General features: G+C 35.7%; 13 protein-coding genes and 1 pseudogene. All 14 read left to right on the top strand.

The genetic code is table 11. The annotated features are described in order from the left end of the window. Positions 1–12: 12 nt before the first annotated feature. Positions 13–996: a tRNA dihydrouridine synthase gene (locus tag COJ46_RS00765; RefSeq protein WP_097974048.1), complete on the top strand. Its 984-nt coding sequence runs from the start codon at positions 13–15 to the stop codon at positions 994–996. 331 nt (positions 997–1,327) lie between these two features. Beyond that, positions 1,328–2,245, top strand: a complete 918-nt coding sequence (locus tag COJ46_RS00760) for an N-acetylglucosamine kinase (RefSeq protein ID WP_176527912.1) — start codon at positions 1,328–1,330, stop codon at positions 2,243–2,245. Between the two features lie 33 nt (positions 2,246–2,278). Beyond that, on the top strand, positions 2,279–3,406 hold the full coding sequence (locus tag COJ46_RS00755) for a MupG family TIM beta-alpha barrel fold protein (RefSeq protein WP_098565607.1): 1,128 nt from the start codon (positions 2,279–2,281) through the stop codon (positions 3,404–3,406). A gap of 26 nt (positions 3,407–3,432) precedes the next feature. Then, entirely contained in the window at positions 3,433–4,800 is a 1,368-nt protein-coding gene (locus tag COJ46_RS00750; RefSeq protein ID WP_218008673.1) for a nucleotidyltransferase family protein, read from the top strand. A gap of 33 nt (positions 4,801–4,833) precedes the next feature. Next, a complete protein-coding gene (locus tag COJ46_RS00745) occupies positions 4,834–5,550 on the top strand; it encodes an SIS domain-containing protein (RefSeq protein WP_098565605.1) in 717 nt (238 codons plus the stop codon). A 442-nt stretch (positions 5,551–5,992) separates the two neighbouring features. After that, a complete protein-coding gene (locus COJ46_RS00740) occupies positions 5,993–7,933 on the top strand; it encodes a BglG family transcription antiterminator (protein ID WP_098565604.1) in 1,941 nt (646 codons plus the stop codon). Positions 7,934–8,059: 126 nt separating this feature from the next. Further along, positions 8,060–12,361, top strand: coding sequence for an InlB B-repeat-containing protein (locus COJ46_RS00735; protein WP_098565603.1), 4,302 nt, complete (start codon positions 8,060–8,062; stop codon positions 12,359–12,361). Positions 12,362–12,461: 100 nt separating this feature from the next. After that, a complete protein-coding gene (gene celB / locus COJ46_RS00730) occupies positions 12,462–13,766 on the top strand; it encodes a PTS cellobiose transporter subunit IIC (RefSeq protein ID WP_097973999.1) in 1,305 nt (434 codons plus the stop codon). A gap of 51 nt (positions 13,767–13,817) precedes the next feature. Beyond that, on the top strand, positions 13,818–14,333 hold the full coding sequence (locus tag COJ46_RS00725) for an RDD family protein (RefSeq protein WP_097974000.1): 516 nt from the start codon (positions 13,818–13,820) through the stop codon (positions 14,331–14,333). A gap of 37 nt (positions 14,334–14,370) precedes the next feature. Beyond that, positions 14,371–14,679 (top strand): PTS sugar transporter subunit IIB, encoded by a 309-nt coding sequence (locus tag COJ46_RS00720; protein ID WP_097974002.1) that lies wholly within the window; start codon positions 14,371–14,373, stop codon positions 14,677–14,679. Positions 14,680–14,819: 140 nt separating this feature from the next. Beyond that, positions 14,820–15,131, top strand: coding sequence for a PTS lactose/cellobiose transporter subunit IIA (locus COJ46_RS00715; protein ID WP_097974004.1), 312 nt, complete (start codon positions 14,820–14,822; stop codon positions 15,129–15,131). Then, positions 15,131–16,447 carry a 6-phospho-beta-glucosidase gene (locus tag COJ46_RS00710; RefSeq protein WP_098565602.1) on the top strand — a complete coding sequence of 439 codons (1,317 nt, stop codon included), beginning with the start codon at positions 15,131–15,133 and terminating at the stop codon, positions 16,445–16,447. The genes COJ46_RS00715 and COJ46_RS00710 overlap by 1 nt, the downstream gene beginning before the upstream one ends. Positions 16,448–17,076: 629 nt before the next feature. Next, on the top strand, positions 17,077–21,378 hold the full coding sequence (locus COJ46_RS00705) for a S8 family serine peptidase (RefSeq protein WP_098565601.1): 4,302 nt from the start codon (positions 17,077–17,079) through the stop codon (positions 21,376–21,378). A 23-nt stretch (positions 21,379–21,401) separates the two neighbouring features. Then, a pseudogene (locus COJ46_RS00700) lies at positions 21,402–22,007 on the top strand (hypothetical protein); the annotation flags it as partial. Positions 22,008–22,093 lie beyond the last annotated feature (86 nt).

Here is a 22,093-nt window from a genome sequence, read left to right as displayed (position 1 = left end):
TTGAAAATGGAAATGAAAGATAATTTTTGGCGTGATTTACCGCGACCATTTTTTATACTAGCACCAATGGAAGAAGTGACGGATGTTGTTTTTCGCCACGTTGTAAGTGAAGCAGCCAGACCAGATGTGTTTTTCACAGAGTTTACAAACAGTGAGAGTTATTGTCACCCAGAAGGAAACAAAAGTGTGCGTGGACGTTTGGCTTTTACAGAGGATGAACAGCCGATGGTAGCTCATATATGGGGTGATAAGCCCGAATTCTTCCGACAAATGAGTATTGGTATGGCAGAACTTGGATTTAAAGGTGTGGATATCAATATGGGCTGTCCTGTACCTAATGTGGCAGGGCACGGAAAGGGAAGCGGTCTGATACGCCGTCCAGAAGTCGCAGCAGAACTAATACAAGCAGCAAAAGCAGGAGGATTACCTGTAAGTGTGAAGACAAGGCTTGGTTTCTCTGAGGTAGACGAATGGCGTGACTGGCTAACTCATATTTTGAAACAAGACATTGCCAATCTGTCGATCCATCTTCGTACAAGAGATGAAATGAGCAAAGTGGATGCACATTGGGAATTAATACCGGAGATAAAGAAACTTCGTGATGAAGTGGCACCTGATACACTCTTAACGATCAATGGGGATATCACTGACCGTCAAATTGGCTTAAAGCTCGCTCATCAATACGGTATTGATGGGATTATGATTGGCCGCGGTATTTTCCATAATCCGTTTGCTTTTGAAAAGGAGCCGAAAGAACATAGCAGTAAGGAACTACTTGATCTCTTAAGATTGCATATGGATCTCCATGATAAATATTCATATTTAGAGCTGCGTTCGTTCAAGGCTCTTCATCGCTTTTTTAAGATATATGTTCGTGGGTTTAGAGGGGCAAGTGAATTAAGAAATCAATTAATGAATACATCATCAACAGATGAAGTACGTGCAATGCTTGATAATTTTGAGTCAAAGAATCTTGATGGAATATTGGAACTGTAAAAGTGTCAGCCCTTGTGTTGTCAATTACAGTCTGCACATATAAATACAATTAAAAAGTACTCTCTAGAGTAGACAATTAAAAAGTCTAACTATAGGGTACTTTTTTTGTTTTCATTTACAATCTAGAACTTTGACGAGTTGTTAACATTGAATAAGTGGTTTTTTTCCTTTACATGAAGAAAATATCCACCTAGTAAATGAGAAATGTTTACTTTACAATAAATGCAACTATACATTCATAACAAATTTGAAAACTAAAATGAAATAAGATAAGTATTAGTAGATTGATACGATAACTCACTAGCTTAACGAAAGGATGGATCTACACATAATGAATAGATTGATAATCGGAATGGATGGCGGAGGAACGAAAACGAGAGTTATGGTCAAAGAACGTCTGGATGGAGATACGTTATTTGATCAAAATTTTGGGATGTCAAATTATAACAACATCGGTGTAGAAGGGCTTAGACCAGTATTTAGTGAAATATATGAATCACTTGTTTCATATTTTGGAGAGCGTTTACAAAATGCGATTCTTGTACTAGGCTCTGCAGGAGTAGATCGACCGAAAGATATTGATATTTATTTGAATGCATTAAAAGAAAGTGGTTTTACTTGCCAGCTAGAAGTAGTAAATGATGCAGAAATTGCTCTTGTAGGTGGGAACGGAGATCGAAAAGATGCTTTGATGATTGCTGGAACAGGCTCCATTGTTATGGGAGTAGACTCAAAAGGAAATACAATACGCTCAGGCGGATGGGGCGGATTAATAAGTGATGAGGGTGGCGGTTTCCAAATCGGTTTACATGCAATCACGGCTGTTATGAATGAGTATGACAAAGTAATTGCTCCTACTTCATTTACCGAAAAATTGCTGGCTCATTTTAAGTTGAATTCTCCGGAAGATTTTATGGATTTATTATACTTGGAAGATACAATACCTGTAGATAAGGTAGCTTCATGTACACCAATCGTTTTAGAGGCATGGGTAAAAGGTGACGAAGCTGCTCGTACAATTGTCGAAGGAGAACTAGATAAGTTGGTTCGTTTAGTCATTGGAATCAGCCGACAAATGGGTTCAATTAATTTCCGACTATCTGTGGCAGGAAGTTTGTTGACGAAATCAGCTGAGTATTTCGATACGCTAAAGGAGAAGTTAAGTGTGGCTTTACCACAAGTTGAACTATCTGCACCTCTTTATGATCCAGTTTTCGGTGCCATCATTATTGGTGAGAAATACAAGTAATTCAAAATAAAATTAAAGGAATGGCGATCGAATATGCGTGAAATAGGAATTAGTGTGTATCCCAACTTTTATCCTTTAGATCAAATCAAAGATTATTTAGAGAAGGCTAAATTATTAGGCTTTAAAAAGGTATTTGTTTCGCTGATTTTAAATAATCATGGTTTTGAAGGTGCAATAAATGTAAATGCGGACACTTGGAATGAATTATTTAGGTATTGCAAGGAACTTAATATGACTGTGTCAGCAGATATGAATGATGAAGTTTTCAGTGAGTTGGGTTGTACATTAAACGACCTTACAGCATTACAGAATATGGGCATCACAAGGCTCCGCATCGATGGAGGGTTTACGAGTGAAGAAGTTGCGCTCCTTTCAAAAAATAAACAGGGAATTCTAATAGAAGTAAATGCTTCAATGTCTTCTTCTAATAATCAAAATGGAAACGCTTTACGCGAATGCCGTGAGTTTTTAGAAACAATAGAAAGAGAAGGGAATATCGGACAACTTACAGCTTGTCATAATTTTTTTCCTCTACCAGATACAGCATTGTCTTTAGAAGACATACGCTCAATTAACAATATGTTTGCTTTATTCGGTGTGCCAGTTGGAGGATTTGTTGCTTCGCAGCTTTCGCCTAAAGATTTACACCATTTAGGTCATGGAGTTTGTACAATTGAAAAACACCGCTTCTTGCCTAGCCATATTGCCATGCTAGAGTTATTTGCAAATGGTTTTAATGATGTGTTAATTGGTGACTCATTTGCGGATTTTTCAGAGCTTAACGAAATGGCTAGATGTTACAAACAGGACTATATAGAAATTCCAGTTGTTTTTAATCAATATGTTCCCGAACAGACAAAGGTGAAAATTAGTGAGCAGGTTCTTATTTCAAGAGTAGATCAACCAGCAAATCTCATTCGTGCAACTGATACAAGGGGAATGGAAGTACCTCATTGCTATCGTGCTCCAAGGGAGAAATATACAGTTTCTATTTTAAATAATCGAAGTGCACAATATGAGGGAGAGGTACAAATTTCATTAAAAGATTTAGGGCAATCCGTTGAACATAATGTCATTGGATTTGTTCATCCTTTTGCATACGAATTAATGCCTTATCTTTTAGCAGGCAAAAATAAGTTTCGATTAGTTGAATATAAGTAAAAAAATTTTATAGTCGAGGTATTAGAATGGTAAAAAGTGCAGTAATTCTTGCGGCAGGCAAAGGGAGCAAAATGAATCCTTTCAACGCAGTTCGCTCCAAAACAGCAATAAAAATCGCTGGTAAACCATTAATACGTTATAATATTGAATCCATTTTAGCAGTGGGAATAGAAGAGATAGTTGTTGTCGTTAATGAGGAATATCAAAGAGAAATTGAGAATCTTCTATTCGACATAGATCATGTTAAATTTGTTGTTGATCAATCAAATTTAGGAAGTGCAGAAAGTTTAATAAAGGGAGTTGAGAAACTTTCAAGTACTAAGGAGTTTCTAGTTCTTTACGGTGATACGATTATCGAACAAAAGGATTTAGAGCAATTAGCTAATTCGAAAAAACCTACTGTTTTGTTAAAAAAATTAGAAGAGACATCAAGGAATTGGATCGGTGCGAGTATAAAGGATGGATTTGTTCAGTCAATCGGTGCTCACTACCGTGGTGACAGTATTACCCATCAATTCGCAGGATTTCTTTTTGACGAGTCATTACTAGATGAATTGAAAAGAACGCCCGATTATTTTCCGAATGTAAAAGTAGGAGTGGGTGCTCCGAAAGAACGATACATCGAAGCTGCCCTTCTAAAATCACTTGAGAAAACAAAATTACAAGCGATTGAGTGTAATGGCTATTTCTTTGATATCGATAAGCCTTGGCATATGTTAGAAGCGAATGAATATATGGTGAATCATTTTTGTAATGCAATAAAAGAGAACGAACTAGCAGAAGGTGCGACGATTTCAGAAAATGCAACTATTCATGGTCACGTAAAGCTTGGTAAGAATTCCTCAATTGGTGATCGAGTTGTCATTCACGGTAATCTAATTGTAGGTGATCATACAATCATAGATAATGGTGCGATTTTCAATGGCAACGCAGTTATAGGCGATCATACGGCCATTCGTAATTATTGTATGATTTATGATGGAGTTTCAATTGGTTCGCATTGTATATTCGACCATTGTGCAGAGTTCCTTGGTGGGATGGTAATGGATAAGGTCTATCTTTACCACTATGGCGAGTTTTATGGCGCAATAGGCAGTTATACGGATATCGGTGCAGCTACGGTTTGTGGAACATTACGCTTTGATGACGGTGAAACTGAGCACGTTATAAATGGACGGAAAGAAATACCTATATATTTTTCGAATGCAGCTTATCTTGGTGATTATTGTAGAACTGGTGTGAATACGATTATTATGCCTGGATGTAAAATAGGGGCTTATAGTGTGTTAGGAGCAGGTGCAATCATCGATAAAGATATCGAACAAAATAGTCTTGTTTTCGTAAAACAAGATCTAGTTATTAAAAAATGGAGTGAAAAGAAGTACGGTTGGTAATTTTATTAAATCGATAAAAGAAGGTATTCATTTATGGAGAATTATTTTAAGTATGTGATGGCAAATCTCGAAAAACTATATACAACACAGAATCAAAACATTGACCATGCAACAACTTGTATTTTTGAAGCCATTCAAAATGGTGGTCGCTTCCTTGTTACTGGTTCAGGTCATTCCCATATGTTTGCAGAAGAATTTTATGTAAGAGCGGGTGGATTTGCGGGTGTCTCTCCAATTTTACCGAATGAGTTTTTTCTACATGACCATCCATTAAAAAGTACAGTGATTGAACGAATAGAAGCTTATGCAAAGGTAATTTTTGATTTATACAAAATCAGCTCAAAGGATATTCTTGTGATTGCTTCCAATTCGGGAAGAAATGGAATGACTGTTGAACTTGCAAAAATGACACAGGAATGCGGTGCAAAGGTTATTGCTTTTACAAATCCAAATCATCCTGAAGGATCAAAATCAAGACATAGTAGCGGAAAATATCTTTGCGATTTTAGTGATGTAGTCATAGATAATTGCACCGGGTCTGGAGATGCAGCCTTTTATGTAGAAGAAGCAAATACAGGTATGGGGGCAACTTCCACAATAGCTGGAGCATATGTTGCTCAATCAATTTCTATATTATTAGCAAAAAAATATCATCAAGCTGGATTAAAACCACCTGTGTTTAAAAGCTCTAATGTGGATGGTGGAGATGAATGGAATAAAGAGTTGTTTGCTAAGTATTATGGTGTTTAATTATTAATTGAATATCTATTAAAAGATTTAAAAAGATTGATCTTACATTATTGACCCGCTTTTGCGTTCCCATTTTATGGGAGCGCTTTTCGTGTTTGTGCGAATTAAAGTGTTAACCGCATCTTACAGAATTTCTAATACGTTGTTAAGAAATGCTTAAAACAACAAAAAGCCAAAATCCTTGATCCTATTGCTTTTATGCTAAGATAAGGATTTTTTTTGTATACAAAAGAAATAGAATCGGTTGGTGCTAGTAAAATGTACCTGTATTTTATTGTAGGACATAGGTCGTATTATTGCATTAGAATGTAGTGTGCCGTATGGACTAGACTTATTTGTTTTAAATTGCGAACTATTTTGGAAAAATTCAAACTGTTAAATAGATTTGATGGAAAGTAAACTTAAAATACTAGATTAGGCATCTAGGGTGGTGAGGTAATGTATGCGAAGAGACATAATTTTGCAATATTTGTATCAAAAAGGAAAATCACTAACTTCACAGGAACTTGAATCAGAATTCGCTATTTCGAATCGTACATTGCGAAATGAATTGAAAGAATTAAACGCGATTGGAGAAAAGTCAGGATTTGTGATTCAGAAAAAGCGTGGTGAGGGCTATTTACTATATGTAGAGAACCAAGAGTTGGTTCAAACATATATGAATGAAATAGACGGGGCATTAGCACCAGATTTACCTCGCGTTCGAGTGAATAATATTATTATGCTTTTGCTTCAAACGACAGAGTTTCAAACGATCGATATGTTTGCTGATAGTCTAATGATTAGCAGATCGACAGTTTTTACCGACATGATTGAAGTTGAAAAGCAAGTAAGGATTTTTGATTTAAAAGTAGAAACAAAATCACGTTACGGAGTTCGTTTACTTGGGGATGAAACGAATTTTAGAAGAGCGTTTTCCTACTTCTTAAGTCAAAAAGAAACAGGGCTGTTAAAGAAGTCGAATTATCAAACTTTTGAGAAAGCTTTTCCTTTTGAGGAAATTCGAGCTGTTTTGAGTGAAGAAGTACAGAATAATCAGCTGAAATTAAGTTATTTTGCACTTGAGAATATTTTAGTGCATATCCAAGTACTCTCGTTTCGAGTAACTCAACACAACTTTATCTTGCCTAATCAAGAGAAAAAGTTAGATGTTTCTCTAATCAAACCATCGTTTATGAATATAGCAAAGAGGATTTGTGAAATTCTTTCTGAACTATATCATGTCGTATTACCAGAAAGTGAAATTATTTATTTAGCTGCACATATAAGTGGTAAATCGAGTGTAGACGATATTGAGGAACATGAAAAAAATGACTTAAAACAAAAACTAGGGAATTGTTTGGAACGATTAGATCAAACATTCTTTACACAGTTTTCAGGCGATCAGCAACTTTTAAATACGCTGATCATGCATATGTATCCTCTGTTAAGAAGATTATATTTCAATTTAAAGCTTACGAATCCATTGATAGATGATGTATACAGTAGGTATTCAGATGTGTTTATGATTGCTTTAAATTTTTCTGAAATGATAAAGGAAATATGGGGGTTCGAACTTTCTAGTGACGAAATGGGTTATATTACAATGCATTTAGCAGCTCACGTGGAAAGGGAGAAGCAAAAACAATTAAGTTCCTACAGAAAAATTCTACTATCTTACGGTTTAGGAGCAGGGTCGGCTGATTTGATGAAAATGAAACTTGAAACACTTTTTCAAGGGGCAAGAATTAACGTCGTTTTGTATAGTGAGCTTCAATTATTAAATTTAGAAGATTATGACTTATTAGTTTCATCGACTTCGATTCCATTTGACAATATTTCGATTCCGTATATTCAAGTAGCACCAATACTAACTGAAACGGATGTCCAAAGAATTCGTCGTACGCTTACTAGATACCCGGCTAATAAAGTTAAAGAAGATGTACCAACACTTTTATCTTTATTTCATACAGATTTGTTTTATATAGAAGAAAGCAAAGAGTCGTTTGACTATAAAGCCTTTATAAAAGAAAAGGCAAAAAGCGTTGTTGAACTAGGATTTGCAGCACCTAACTATCCGGCTTTAGTTGTCGAGCGTGAAGAAAAAATATCGACGATACTGCAAAATGGAATTGCTGCGCCACATGCATTAAAAATGGTTGCGATTCAGGATTCAATCAGTGTGGTGATTTTTAAAAATCCACCAACAATTGATGGGAAAGTTGTACAAATCTTATTTTTAATTAATCTTCGTGCCGGAGACTTGTTTTTACACAAAGAGTTAAGTCGATTATTTTTACATTTAATGGACCACCCCGAGACGAAGCAGAAAGTATTAAAATCAAATAATTTTAACGATTTTCAATATGAAATTTCAAAAATCTTGTTTCAATATGGTTCGTAGCAGTTTAGCGATCATTCTAGTAAAAAAATTAGTTGTCCTTTTTAGATAATCTTGAAAACGGTTACTTATAAAAAAGGGATCTTCGATTAGAAATTTAATTAAAAAAATTATTTTGGAGGAAGATAAATGAAAAGAAATAAATGGTTTTTAGGTAGAGCTTTACCGGCTTCAGTATTAGCAGCTTCAATGTTTGCAACTCCATTTAGTGGAGTTGTTGCAAAAGCAGCACCAACTATTACAACTCAATCAGTAGCGCCAATCTCAACTGGCACTAAGATTTTTATGAATACTACACAAATCACTCATGCAAAACCAAGTGGATTAGATACAACAAAGCAAATAAAATGGACAACCTCTGATCCATACGTTGCATATGTTGACACGATTGGTAACGCAAAAGGTGATTATAGTGGAAAGATTTTAGGGGTATCTGGCGGATCTGCAATCATCACAGGTACTGGAGTAGATTTAAGTGGTAATGCAGCTACTGTGAATATTACGGTTTCTGTAATTGAAACGCAGGCATCTACTAATCTTGAAAAGGTAGTTTACTATTACAATGCGGGAGATTCGAAGATTCCTGCTGCTCTTTCATCATCTAACTTGCAAACATCAAATATTCCAACTGCTCCATCAGGAACTAAGTTTCCTTCAAAAAACTATGTTGGCTATGTTAATGGAGAAAATGGCGTAAAATGGTTAGTTTCAAAGGATACTTTAATTAAGTCAAATGGAAACGTAAATTTTGGTGAAGAAAAAGATCATCCTGTGACAACTGGTATCGTATCTGATGCAATTACTTTATATGATCCAAACTTAGCTCCAGCTGATCAAATTCAATATTTACAAGGTGGAAGATATATTCCTCAAACTGGTGAAAATTCAGGTTCAGGAGTCGATAAAAACGGAAACCCGACACAATTTAACGCCAAAGAAGTAATTACAAACATTATGTCTGATGGAAATAATGGTCTTTGGATTCTAGGCGAAAAAGGAAATGCTACTCATATTGTAAGAAAAAAAATGTCTCTAATGGGCAAATCATTAGTTCAAGAAGAAATTTCTAGAAACTACGCAGATCGATTTGGATTCCAATCTGGTTCTATGAGTTTTGCTAATAAGGATAATATGATTAAAGCTCTTATGACTGCAGATAAAGATGCTATAAGCTCAATTTCTGATACAGATAATGATGGATTATGGACAACAATGTACGCTTCAGGTGAAATTTGGAGATATAACTATATGAAAGAAAACTTTGGTGAAAAAGATGCTAGAACAATAGATGCTAAAGCTTCTGCTGTTCGTGCTGTTGAAGCCATTGTAACGCTTGGTTATGTATCTGGAACTCAGTTAAAAGTACCTTCAAAAGACAATGTTAACGATGTTGTTTATGTTGTTAACTCACTAGGTGGCAAAGTAACGATGATTGATGAAGGTAAGAAGTGGCTTGCGGATAACGAAGGTAAACCAGTATTCGTTGATAATGAAGGAAATTATACGTTGGACACAACAGGAAAACCTGCTTCTGCTGGCTTCTTTGCTAGATCATATAAAGTAGAGGGCAGCAACAATGGTTCTACGACTGCAGAAAGCAAATCATGGGATCAAGCTTGGCTTCAAAAAAGTGCAGGAACTACGACTGATGTAAATGGAAATACAGTTAAATATTCTGTTCCAGGTAAAATCAGTGGAGGAACAGCTGGAATCAAAGCGTATGACACTGTTGCGGTACCACAACGTTTAACGAATATTGTAAAAGAGCAAAATCCTAATTTAGATGATGCAACAAAAGCTTTAGACTCAAACAAAGTCTATTATAAAGCAACTACGTCTACAGACGAATTAGTAGGTCATTACTTTACATTAGACCTAGCTTATAACACGTTTAAAGATAGTGATCCTGAATTAGCGGCTCTTGTGAAAAATGATTTAATTAATCATACAAACGCAATGGTTTTAAACAACTATTATCAAGTAAGTGTTACTGGGGAGAACCCAATTGAATCTCGCTTCAATGGAACAGCTCCTGGAAATGGATTAAATGCTCCTTCAGCTCCAACTAAATGGGCTAATTTAAATCCAGAATTCCTTGACGGTGTATCAAATGCATGGGGAAGAAATGACTACGAAGATGGTCCATTAAATGCAACATTGGCATTACAAATGCTTGTAGCTGCAAGAGATATGGGCGGTTATACACCAGCTGAAAAAGCTGCACTTGAAGCACAAGGTGTTGCAGTAATTTCTCCACTTGATTTTGCAAATGAATACAAAGTAATGAATGGTGTAAAAACGTCTACAACAGCTTCAGAGCACAATGATTATGAAACAAGATATCCAAAGTCATATAACTCAACTTCATTACTTGATATGTCATTACAGTACCACTCAAGATATTTTGGTATTTCTGCTCATAACGGAGACGATATTGGCGTAAGTGGTGTATCTTACGAATCATACATGAACTATTCTGATGAAGAAGAAGCTGCACTTTCATACTACACATTATCTCACCATGCAGAGAAAATGAACGCTAAAGGAATCTTAGATGGTATGAACCAATGGTGGTTCAATGAAAAGAGAGAGAAAAATCCATTTATGTCAACTTTCTACGCAGCTTCTCTAGGTGCATTGAAAGAAAAAGGATTTAGTATCGGAAGTTCAACGGTTGACCTTGAAGGTTCAACATGGCAAATGACGCGTATACCAAATAACTTCATGAACTGGGATTCTCTTTCTGCAAACAGAAATGACGTAACGCATGTGACACCTGATTTAATGGTTGATCAATTAATTCCACGTGATGAAGTGATGATGTCTAAATACAATACAAATATTTTCGGAACGATGGACCGACGAACAATTGATTCTGGTAACAGCTTATCAATGGAATCTTCAACTGTAACATCTATGCCTTATTGGTTAACTCAAAACCCTGAGGATGCTGCATATGTAGAAGATTTAGGATCAAAAGTTTCTGCGCCAGTAAATAACGGAACAGAAAGTATTAATTATCCAACGAATGTAGCAGCTATGAATCCAAATGCTAAATATAACGAAGACACACATACATTCACGATTAATGTTGGTGACTCAGTTAAATTGGATGCTAAAACAACAGGATATACGAACAATGTAGCTTGGTTAACGAATTCTTGGGATTTAGCTGGATATAGCAATGGATTACCAACGCAAATCAATGCTGATTCAAATGTATCTCAAGTTCTTGATTTAAGAACTTTAGCAGCTTACGGTGAAGTTGGAAATGTAGATGCAGCAGGAATTAGTGTAGATGGTGTGCACTATGGTTCATACGCAACTGCTTTAAGACCAGGAACTAGTACAGTTACGGGCTATGTAATCGACGGATTCTTTAGAACACCGAAAAAAATCACTTACACAATCAAAGTTGTTGATCCAATGAAGTCAGCTGAAAAAATTGCTCCTACTGAGCTTGACAAGAACGCATTTGCGTACCCAACTTGGTTAAAAGATGCAATGGCTGAAAAAGGATTAAACACAGATGGAAACAAATATGTAGATGTTAGTTACGAATCATCTTCACCAGACGATGTTGCTGTTGATGCGGATGGAAAAGTAACATACAACACTGATAAGCCAGCTAACATCACTGCGACGGTTGTATACTCTGGAATGACATTGAACGGAGAAGCACAATTTGCAAATGATAGCCACGTGATGACTTTTGTACGCACAGTATCTAAGGATGCAAAACAAACAGTATCATTTGATTCACAAGGTGGATCTGCAGTAGAACCAGTAACTGCAACATACAATGAAGCGATTACATCTCCAACACCAACAAAAACAGGTTATACATTCCTTGGTTGGTATAAAGATGCTTCAGGTACACAAGCATGGAACTTTGCAACTGATAAAGTAACAGCATCTACTACACTTTACGCTAAATGGGGTATTGGCAAATACACAGTAACATTTAACAGTAAAGGTGGATCTAACGTAGCCACTATAACTGGAAACTATGATTCTATCATTGCGAAACCAGCTAATCCAACGAAAAAAGGATTTGTCTTTGCTGGATGGTACAAAGATGCAGGACTTAAAACTGCATGGAACTTTGCAACAGATAAAGTAACAGCAAATACAACACTTTATGCAAAATGGGATGTTGCTAAAGCAACAGGACTAAAAGCAACAAAAGCAAGTACTACTTCAATTAAATTAAATTGGACAGGCGTAAGTGGTGTTTCTGGTTATGAAATCGTTCGTGCTACAAAAAGCGATTTCTCTGATCAAACAACAAAAACAACAACAACTGGAACATTTACTGCAACAGGATTAGTTAAAGGTAAAACGTACTACTTTAAAGTTCGTGCTTTCACTCTTGATGGAAAAGTTAAAGTTTACGGTAGTTACACAACTGTTATTAAATTCAAACTTTAAATCTTAAATTTAAAAAAGAAATAAATCCTAAAAGGGATCTTGGTATATGGGGAATTACTGATTTACCAAGATCCTAATTCCTTTGAGAGGGGATATCGAAATGAACAGCAGCTTTTTTGAAAAAAAATTCTTACCGATCGCTTCGAAAATAGGTAATCAAAGACACTTACTTGCTTTGCGTGACGGTATTATGTTTGCCATGCCACTAATGATCATTGGTTCATTTTTCATTATCGTAGCTTGGTTAGAAGCGGATTGGTATCAAAACTTCATGGCAAAAGTATTTGGTGAAAATTGGAATGCCTTTGGAGACATCGTTTATAACGGTTCAATGGGGATTATCGCATTAGTTGCAGTATTTGGCGTAGCGTATTCCTTAGCAAGTAGTTATAAGGTCGATAAAAAGAATATTGATGGAGTTCCAGCTGGGGTATTAGCATTAGCAAGTTATTTAATTGTTAATATTATGAGTACTTTCAAAGATGGTAAGGAAACAGTATCTGCATGGTCACCTGATCTTTTTGGTGCACAATACTTGTTTGTTGGATTAATCATTGCAATTATTACTGCTGAAATTTATCGTTACTTCTTACAAAAGAAGATCATCATCACTTTACCAGATACTGTGCCGCCAACAGTTTCACGTTCATTTACGGCTCTTATTCCTGGCTTTGTGATTATCCTTTTCTTCTTACTAGTTCGATACGGATTTAGTCATACTGGTTGGGGAGATTTTGCAACGTTTGTTCATAAAGTTGTGACACAACCGTTTACAATTTTAGGATCAACTTATGTTGGTACACTTGTCGCATGTTTAATGGAACACCTTTTATGGAGTTTTGGTATCCACGGTTCATCAATCATCACGTCTGTTATGGAACCAATTTGGATTACAAATGCAGATGCAAACTTAGAAGCACTTAAAGCTGGTAAAACGTTACCACATATCATTACGTATACATTCTATGAGAATGGAATTTGGATGGGTGGTTCTGGTGCTACTTTACCAGTTGCAATCTATATGGCATTTTTAGCGAAGTCAAAACTTCTTAAGAAGGTAGGACGTCTAGCAATTGGGCCATCTATCTTTAACGTTAATGAGCCAATCATGTTTGGTGTTCCGATTGTTTTAAATCCATTTTTAATGATTCCTTATATTCTAGCTCCAGTAGCAGTATTAACAGTAACGTACTTTGGTACGGCAATGGGAATTTTCCCACATACAACTGGAACAATCATCCCATGGACAACACCATATTTCATAAGTGGTTATCTAATGACAGGTGGTAAGATTATGGGGGTAGTCATGCAATTGGTAGCTTTTGCAGTGGCTTCGATCATTTGGTTCCCATTCATTCGAATTTGGGATAAGAAAAATTTAGAAATGGAGAAAGCTAGTAAATAATTCTCCCAAGCAAATAGATGAATAATTGATTAGAAGAAGGGACTAAAACTGATGGAAAATCGACAAAAAATTATTACTTCGTTTCGATTAAAAAGAATCGGTGCCTTTGTCATTGATGCAATAATTGTTTCAATCATCTTGTCAATTGTGTATCGAATCACGGGACTTCCAAACTTTCCAGGAGTTCTAGCAAATATGATTGAGCTTCAAAAAGCAACTGCTAGTCAAGATGCAGCTGTAAAGGTAATGGCTCTTTTTAATGAAGCATTTCTCCAATCGCTTATAATCTATTTTTGTTATGACGTCTTAACAACCTTATTGTTAAGAGGTTCGACAATTGGAAAGAAGATCTTTCGATTGAAGTTAACACGCATTAATAATAAAAAGGGAATACTTCCTTATGTATTACTAGTGATTGTTAGAAGTTTCTTTAAATTTTTGACGATGTTTATTTTTCAAGGTCTTCCGTTCTTTTTATCAGTTATTAGCATGTTTGCTAATAAAAAATCATTAGCGGTTCACGATCGAATCGGTCGATTTGTCGTTATAAATAAGAATGAAATATAAAAAAACTTAAAACTTACTAAAGAAAGAGGAAATCATCATGAATATCTTACTTTGCTGTGCTGCAGGCATGTCAACAAGTCTAATCGTTTCTAAAATGGAAAAAGTTGCTGTATCAAAAGGGATTTCAGCACGCATTTGGGCAGTTTCTGAATCAGTTGTTCGCTCAGAAATCGATGAAGCTGATGTGTTATTGTTAGGTCCACAAGTACGTTTCCTTTTAGAAGAAATGGAAGAAATCTGTGAAGAGAAAAACATTCCAGTTGAAGTAATTAATATGATGAATTACGGCATGTGTGATGGTGAAGCGATCTTAGAGCAAGCTATCAATTTAATTGAAAATAAATAGTAATTGTTGATAAGTGACTTTTCTGATCTTTACTCAAGAAAAATACGATGAATACCTTTTAGGTTTATAACTTTGAAAATTAATAACCATGGGGTTATGACGATAAAAAATTTTATTAATAAAGAGAGGAGGTCAGTTTTATGGTAAAAAATGAAACGGAAATTTTCACACTGATTCTTCATGGTGGAAATGGTCGAAGTGCTGCAATGGAAGCGATTCAAGCAGCAAAAAAACAAGACTTCGATTTAGCTCGCAAGAAATTGAAAGAATCAGGTGATGCTTTAAATGAGGCACACCATATTCAAACAACGCTTATTCAATCAGAGATTGGTGGCACTCCAACGGAGATTTCACTTTTAATGATTCATGCTCAAGATCACTTAATGAATGCAATGACTGTAAAAGATTTGGCAAAAGAGTTCGTTGACATGTATGAAAGGGGCCTAAAGTAATGTCAATGAAATTTAAAATCGTTACAATAGGTGGGGGCTCAAGTTATACGCCAGAATTGGTTGAGGGAATTATTAAGCGCTATGAACAAATTCCAGTAACTGAGCTTTGGCTTGTTGATGTAGAAGCTGGCCGCGAAAAATTAGAAACAGTTGGTGCACTAGCAAAGCGTATGGTCAAAAAAGCTGGAGTACCAATGGAGATTCATCTTTCGTATGATCGTCGTGAAGCCTTAAAAGATGCTGATTTTGTTACAACACAGCTTCGTGTTGGACAACTAGCTGCACGTGCACTTGATGAAAGAATTCCACTTAAACATGGGGTAATCGGTCAAGAAACAAACGGGTCAGGTGGATTGTTTAAAGCCTTACGTACAATTCCTGTTATTTTGGATATTTGTAAAGAAGTTGAGGAGCTATGTCCAGATGCTTGGATTCTTAACTTTACAAACCCTGCAGGTATGGTTACAGAAGCAGCATTAAGATATTCAAATATTAAGAGATTCATTGGTCTTTGCAATATACCGATCGGAATGGAAATGGGTGTTGCAAAACTATTAAACGTAGATCATTCACGTGTACGTATTGATTTTGCAGGTCTAAATCATATGGTATATGGTACAGAGGTTTATTTAGACGGAGTTAGTGTAAAAGAGCAAGTGCTTGAAATGATTATGGATCCTGCTAATGCTAGTTTTGTAAAAAATATAGATGCTGAAGAATGGGCACCTGAATTCGTAAAAGCAGTCAATGTCATTCCTTGTTCTTATCACCATTACTATTATAAAACATCTGAAATGCTTGAAAGAGCATTAAAAGATTTTGAATCGAATGAAACGCGTGCAGAAGTCGTGCAAAAAATTGAAGCTACTCTTTTTGAAAAATATAAAGATGAAGCGCTAGATATAAAACCACCTGAGCTAGAAAAACGTGGTGGAGCTTACTATTCTGATGCGGCTTGTCGTTTAATTTCATCTATTTATAATGATACGAGAGATATCCAACCATTAAACACGATGAACAAGGGAGCTATTTCAGGCTTACCATATGACGGTGCAGTAGAAGTTAGCTGTGTCATCACAAAAGATGGTCCAATTCCACTAACAATCGGTGAATTACCAGTTCCAGTACGAGGATTAATTCAAACGATTAAATCTTTCGAACAAACAGCAATTGAAGCTGCTGTAGAAGGAAGTCGCGAAAAAGCCATTCTTGCTTTGACGATTAATCCGCTTGTAGCAAATGATAAAGTAGCTGTAGCAATCGTTGACGAAATGCTAGAAGCTCATAAAGAATATTTACCTAAGTTTTTTAAATAAAATATTAAGGCAGCAAACCTGTTGGGGGTGCTGTTTTTTTTATTTTTTGATCCTATTTGTATTGTTAATCTAATCTTCTTGCCATCTTCGACCAACAAAACCTACTTTGATTTTGAAATTTTTTCTCCTAAATTTACCACAGAAGTCCTATGACATCCTTTTACATTTATTAAAAATTTGTGAATATTTATCTATTGGTATAGACATATCTAGAACTTTAAATCTATAAAAAACTGCTTCAAATCGATAAATTAGTACATAAAATTACATATTTTTATTAAAAAATACAAAAAAATGTAAAAATTTTAAAAATATTGTAAATTTTATAAAGGAGTTTTGGCTCAAAAAAAGAATTATTTAATTTATCTATTATTCCTTAAAAACTAATTTTATTAAAAAATTATGTAAGAATGTATAGGCATTAATAGATTCATAACGATGAAAGGAGATATTAGGGGGTTATCTGGGAAAGTATTAGAGGTAATTTGGCATGTTCTTTATTGAGAAATAAGGCGATGAATCTGTCGATATTCCTCGAATGACCGTAAAAAACAGGGGAAGTTTTTTAGGAAGGTTTTGTACTGATCGATTTTATTTTTCACTTAAAAATTTTTGAGAGGAACTAAGAAATGAATAACAAAAATAATCGCAAAATAACTACATATGCTTTAGCATCTGCTCTTGCTCTTTCTAATTTAGCTTTTGTTTCACCAACTTCAGCTGAATCTTACCGACCAGGTGATTTAGCATCAAAATTAGAACAAATTAGACAAACTCAGGAAGCAAAAGAATTACAAAATAAAAACAAAGTATCTGATGCGAAAGCAAATTTAAAAGCGTCAGATAAAGTTCGCGTCATCGTTGAAGTGGACGGGCAGTCACCAATTGAATACGCAACAAAACAAGGGGAATTATTTAAAGATTTATCTGAAAGTCAAAAATCTAATCTTTACGCTACAGTAGAAAGCCAACAAAACTCAGTTAAATCTAAGTTACAAGCAAAAGGAATTACTATTAATTATAAGAAACAATTTTCAACTGCATTTAACGGTTTCAGTGGTGTAGTTGAATTTGGTGATGTAGCAAAAATTGAAGCTACTTCAGGTGTAAAAAATGTTTATATAGCAAATGAATATAATCGTCCTACAGCTGAGCCATCTACTCCTGATATGACGAAGAGTCATCAATTTATCCAGTCTAAAGAGACTTGGAAAGATACTGGCTACGACGGTAAAGGAATGGTTATCTCTATTATTGATACAGGGATTGACCCAACACACCGTGACTTTAAATTAACTGATCCTTCAAAAGAGGACTTAACAAAAGATTCTGTAGCTCAAATTGTAAAAGATAAAGCTTTACCAGGTAAGTTCTACACTGACAAAGTTCCTTATGGTTATAACTATTATGACCAAAACGATATCGTAACAGATCTTGGACCTGGTGCTTCTATGCACGGTATGCACGTAGCAGGTATTACTGCTGCAAATGGTGACGAAGCAAACGGTGGTATTAAAGGGGTTGCACCGGAAGCACAAGTTCTTGCGATGAAAGTATTTAGTAATGACCCAAGCTATCCATCTACATGGTCTGATATTTATCTTGCAGCGATCGACGATTCTATTAAACTAGGTGCAGATGTACTAAACATGAGTCTTGGTTCTGTAGCATCTTCTTATGAGCCAAATAGCGCAGAAGATCTTGCAATTACTCGTGCAGTTGACAATGGTATTGTGTGTGCTGTTTCTTCAGGTAACTCAAATCAAATTGGTTCTGGATGGGATGATCCTCTATCACAAAATCCTGATATTGGTGTAACAGGTGCACCTGGTCTTAATAAAGATACAATCTCAGTAGCTGCTTCTGGAAATGAAGCTTATCTTTATGAACATGCGATCACCGTTGATGGAAATAATAGTTTAAGTGTCTTAGGTAAAGGTATTGATGGTTGGAAAGATCTATCAGATAAATTTGGTGGAAATATTCCAGTTGTAAACCTTGGGAAAAACGCTGCTGATGGAAGCTACAAATTAGGTGGACCAGATGATTATAAAGGTGTAGATGTAAAAGGAAAAATCGTATTAGTAGCTCGTGGAACATATACTTTTGCTGATAAGACAAAGTATGCTGCTCAAGCTGGTGCTGCTGGTATTATCGTGTGGAATGCAACAAACGGAGTTCAATACGATAACCAGGGCGGTTGGGATGTTCCAATGATGCTTGTTAACTCAAAAGCAGATGGTGAAGCGTTAGCGAATGCGATTAATGGTTCAGGAACAATACATGTTGCTCAAACAGCGAAAAATGAAAGTCCTGAAATGGGACGAATGACAAGCTTTACTTCATGGGGAGTTACACCAAGTCTTGAGTTGAAGCCTGAAATTACAGCTCCTGGTGGAAATATCTATTCAACTGTTAATAACAATCAATATGAAGTAATGAGTGGTACTTCAATGGCAGCTCCACATGTAGCCGGTGGTTCTGCATTGGTACAAGAATACTTGAAAAATGATAAGCGTTTCAGTTCTTTAAGCGTTAGCGAACGAACTCATTTAGCGAAAGTATTATTAATGAATACTTCAAAGGTAATTAATGATTTAGATGGTCATCCGTACTCTCCTCGCCGTCAAGGTGCTGGCATGATGCAAATTGAAAATGCTGTTACAACACCAGTTTACTTCTATAACAAGTCAACAGGTGAAGCGAAATACGAATTGAAGGATTTCCAATCTAAGCAAGTTTCAATGACTTATACAGCTAAAAATATTTCTGATAAAGATGCGTTTTATAAAGTAGATACTACTGCACTAACAGATGAATTCTATCAAACTAATGATGTCGATCATAACGCTCTTCAAACAGGCGCATTAGAAGGTGCGAAAATAGATGCACCAGATTCAATTATGGTACCTGCGGGTAAATCTGTTGATTTCACTGTAAAGATTGATCTAACTAATGCAAAAATTCCAGGATTCGATAAGGCTGGAAAAGAGATTTCTGTGGATCTTCATAATAATATATTCGTTGAAGGATCTGTAAACCTTATCGGTACTCTTGGAAATCCAAACTTAACTGCACCATACGTAGGCTTCTACGGTAAATGGGACAGTTTGCCAATCGTTGATGGATTTAAAGATCTTGGTGAAACTCGTTTTTTTGATTTAACATGGCTTAATAGTAAAGCACATGACATGAAAGTTGATCGAGATAAAACTTACTGGGGTTCTGTTCCTGGAAAGAACTTTTATGCAGTATCACCAAACGGGGATAAATTTGCCGATGATATTAACGCACTTCCATCATTCTTAAGAAATGCAGAAGAAGTACAATATAACATCCTAGACAAAGACGGTAAATTCCTTCGCCGCTTAAGTGCTCAATCTGATGTTACAAAAAATACCTATGACAGTGGTAAAGGCAGTATCGTGAAGGATAGCATGTCAACAATTTGGGATGGTAAAGTAAACGGTGAAGTCGTTCCAGACGGATTATACAATTACGAGATTAAGTCTGTAATTGGTTATGAAGGTGCACAGTGGCAATCTAAGAAAATTCCTGTTTATGTAGATACTCACGCTCCAAGCATTAAAGCTACTTATGATCCAGATAAAAAAGTTGTAACTTGGGAAGGATCAGATAATGGAACTGGAGTGCAAAATTATACGATCTTCGTAAATGGAAACAAAGTTGGAACTACTGACAATACTAAATCTTCATTTGATTTATCATCAGCTCCAAATAAGGCAATAGTAGAAGTAGTTGCTGTTGACTATGCAGGTAACGGCGCAGAGGATACTGCAGCAATTGGTGACATTGATCTTCCACTAGTATTTATTACTGATGGCTCTAAAGATAAAAACGGTGAATATATTCCTAACTCACCAGAACCATGGGGAGCTTATAGTGATAACAAAGTTCCGGTAAAAGGTTTCGTAACAGATGAAATTGGTATTAAAACAGTTAAAGTTAATGGAAAAGAAGTTCCAGTTGATTTTGATGCGAAGACTGGACACTACAACTATTCAACAACTGTAACGTTTGACCAAGATGGTCCTTACACTGTACAAGTTGAAGCTACAGACTTTGCTAATAAGAGCTTCTCGGTTGCTCGACATGTCTATGTAGATACGCATGCAGCAGAAATTAATGTAGATGCTCCTGAGCGAGTGGACAAAAATGTAGATCAAGTTACATTTAATGTAAACTTAAAAGATAACTATAGCTACTTAAACTTCTACGTTGGTGAAAACCACGAATTTGAAGTTCCATTAATTAGCCCAGTTGATGTCGTAAAACCACTAAACAAAGATTATAAAGTAACGGTTCCTTTAAAAGAGGGAGAAAACAAATTTACATTAAGAGCGACTGACCTTGCTGGTAACGAAACAGTGAAGGAAGTAGTAATTAATCGTGCAGATGCTCCATTAACAACAGGTTGGGTAGTAAAAGATGATAATAAAGTTTACTACTATGATGAAGAAGGTAAAATGCACAAAGGCTTCTTAGAACTTAAACAAACAGAAGAAGATTACACTTGGACATCAACATTCTACTTTGACCCAACAACTGGTGAAATGCATAGAGGTTGGTTAGATTTAAGTGGAAAACGTTACTACTTCGATCAAGAGGGCGGAGTAATGGCAACAGACATCACGTTTGTTCCAGAAAACAATACGTACTTCTACTTTGATTCAAAAGGTGTAGCACAATCTGGTATCTTTAATTTATACGGTGACAAAGCGTACTTTGATGCTAAATCTGGTTTATTACGCAGCGCTTGGAAACAAGTTGGCACTAAAATGGTTTATGCAGACAAAGATGGTACTTTACACATTGGCTGGTTAAATAATAGTGGCAAGTGGTACTTCTTTAATAAAGATGGCTTCATGCAAACTGGTTGGTTAAACGATGGTAAGACACTTACTATTTAAATAGTAAAGGTGAAAAAGTATATGGCTGGAATGTAATCGGAGGAAAAACTTACTACTTTAATTCAACTGGTGTGAAAGCAAAAGCTGGTTGGTTAACAGTAAGTGGCAAAAAGTATTACTTAAACAGCGATGGCTCAAGATTTAGTAATGGATGGAAGTCAATTAGTGGCAAATACTATTACTTCGACAAGTCTGGAGTAATGAAAACTGGTTGGTTAACAGTAAGTGGTAAGAAGTATTACTCAAACAGCGATGGCTCAAGATATAGCAATGGATGGAAGTCAATTAGTGGTAAAAACTACTATTTCGATAAAAACGGTGTAGTAAAAACTGGTTGGTTAACAGTAAGTGGCAAGAAGTATTACTTAAACAGCGATGGCTCAAGATTTAGCAATGGCTGGAAATCGATCAGCGGTAAATACTACTACTTCGATAAAAACGGCGTAGTAAAAACTGGTTGGTTAACAGTAAGTGGTAAGAAGTATTACTTAAACAGTGATGGCTCAAGATTTAATAATGGCTGGAAAAAAATCAGTGGTAAATACTATTACTTCAACAAATCTGGCGTAATGGCTGTTAATACTAAAGTAGGTAAATATAAAGTTGGAAAAGACGGAGCTAGAAAGTAAGTTTTGACCTTCTAAAAGCCTATTAGAAAATCGGATACATGCTTTTTTTGTTTCGATTAATGCTGTACTAATGCTTAAAAAGCCAC

The sequence above is a fragment of the Bacillus sp. AFS077874 genome, assembly GCF_002566505.1.
Lineage (GTDB): Bacteria > Bacillota > Bacilli > Bacillales > Bacillaceae_G > Gottfriedia.
The sequence above is the reverse complement of the archived record's forward strand: the minus strand, read 5'-3'. Positions and strand labels throughout refer to the sequence as shown.

Coding starts and splice junctions, on each gene's coding strand:
- COJ46_RS00740 (WP_098565604.1), top strand. CDS start 5,993: ATGCGAAGAGACATAATTTTGCAATATTTGTATCAAAAAGGAAAATCA.
- COJ46_RS00715 (WP_097974004.1), top strand. CDS start 14,820: ATGGTAAAAAATGAAACGGAAATTTTCACACTGATTCTTCATGGTGGA.
- COJ46_RS00745 (WP_098565605.1), top strand. CDS start 4,834: ATGGAGAATTATTTTAAGTATGTGATGGCAAATCTCGAAAAACTATAT.
- COJ46_RS00710 (WP_098565602.1), top strand. CDS start 15,131: ATGTCAATGAAATTTAAAATCGTTACAATAGGTGGGGGCTCAAGTTAT.
- COJ46_RS00705 (WP_098565601.1), top strand. CDS start 17,077: ATGAATAACAAAAATAATCGCAAAATAACTACATATGCTTTAGCATCT.
- COJ46_RS00760 (WP_176527912.1), top strand. CDS start 1,328: ATGAATAGATTGATAATCGGAATGGATGGCGGAGGAACGAAAACGAGA.
- COJ46_RS00720 (WP_097974002.1), top strand. CDS start 14,371: ATGAATATCTTACTTTGCTGTGCTGCAGGCATGTCAACAAGTCTAATC.
- COJ46_RS00750 (WP_218008673.1), top strand. CDS start 3,433: ATGGTAAAAAGTGCAGTAATTCTTGCGGCAGGCAAAGGGAGCAAAATG.
- celB (WP_097973999.1), top strand. CDS start 12,462: ATGAACAGCAGCTTTTTTGAAAAAAAATTCTTACCGATCGCTTCGAAA.
- COJ46_RS00765 (WP_097974048.1), top strand. CDS start 13: ATGAAAGATAATTTTTGGCGTGATTTACCGCGACCATTTTTTATACTA.
- COJ46_RS00755 (WP_098565607.1), top strand. CDS start 2,279: ATGCGTGAAATAGGAATTAGTGTGTATCCCAACTTTTATCCTTTAGAT.
- COJ46_RS00725 (WP_097974000.1), top strand. CDS start 13,818: ATGGAAAATCGACAAAAAATTATTACTTCGTTTCGATTAAAAAGAATC.
- COJ46_RS00735 (WP_098565603.1), top strand. CDS start 8,060: ATGAAAAGAAATAAATGGTTTTTAGGTAGAGCTTTACCGGCTTCAGTA.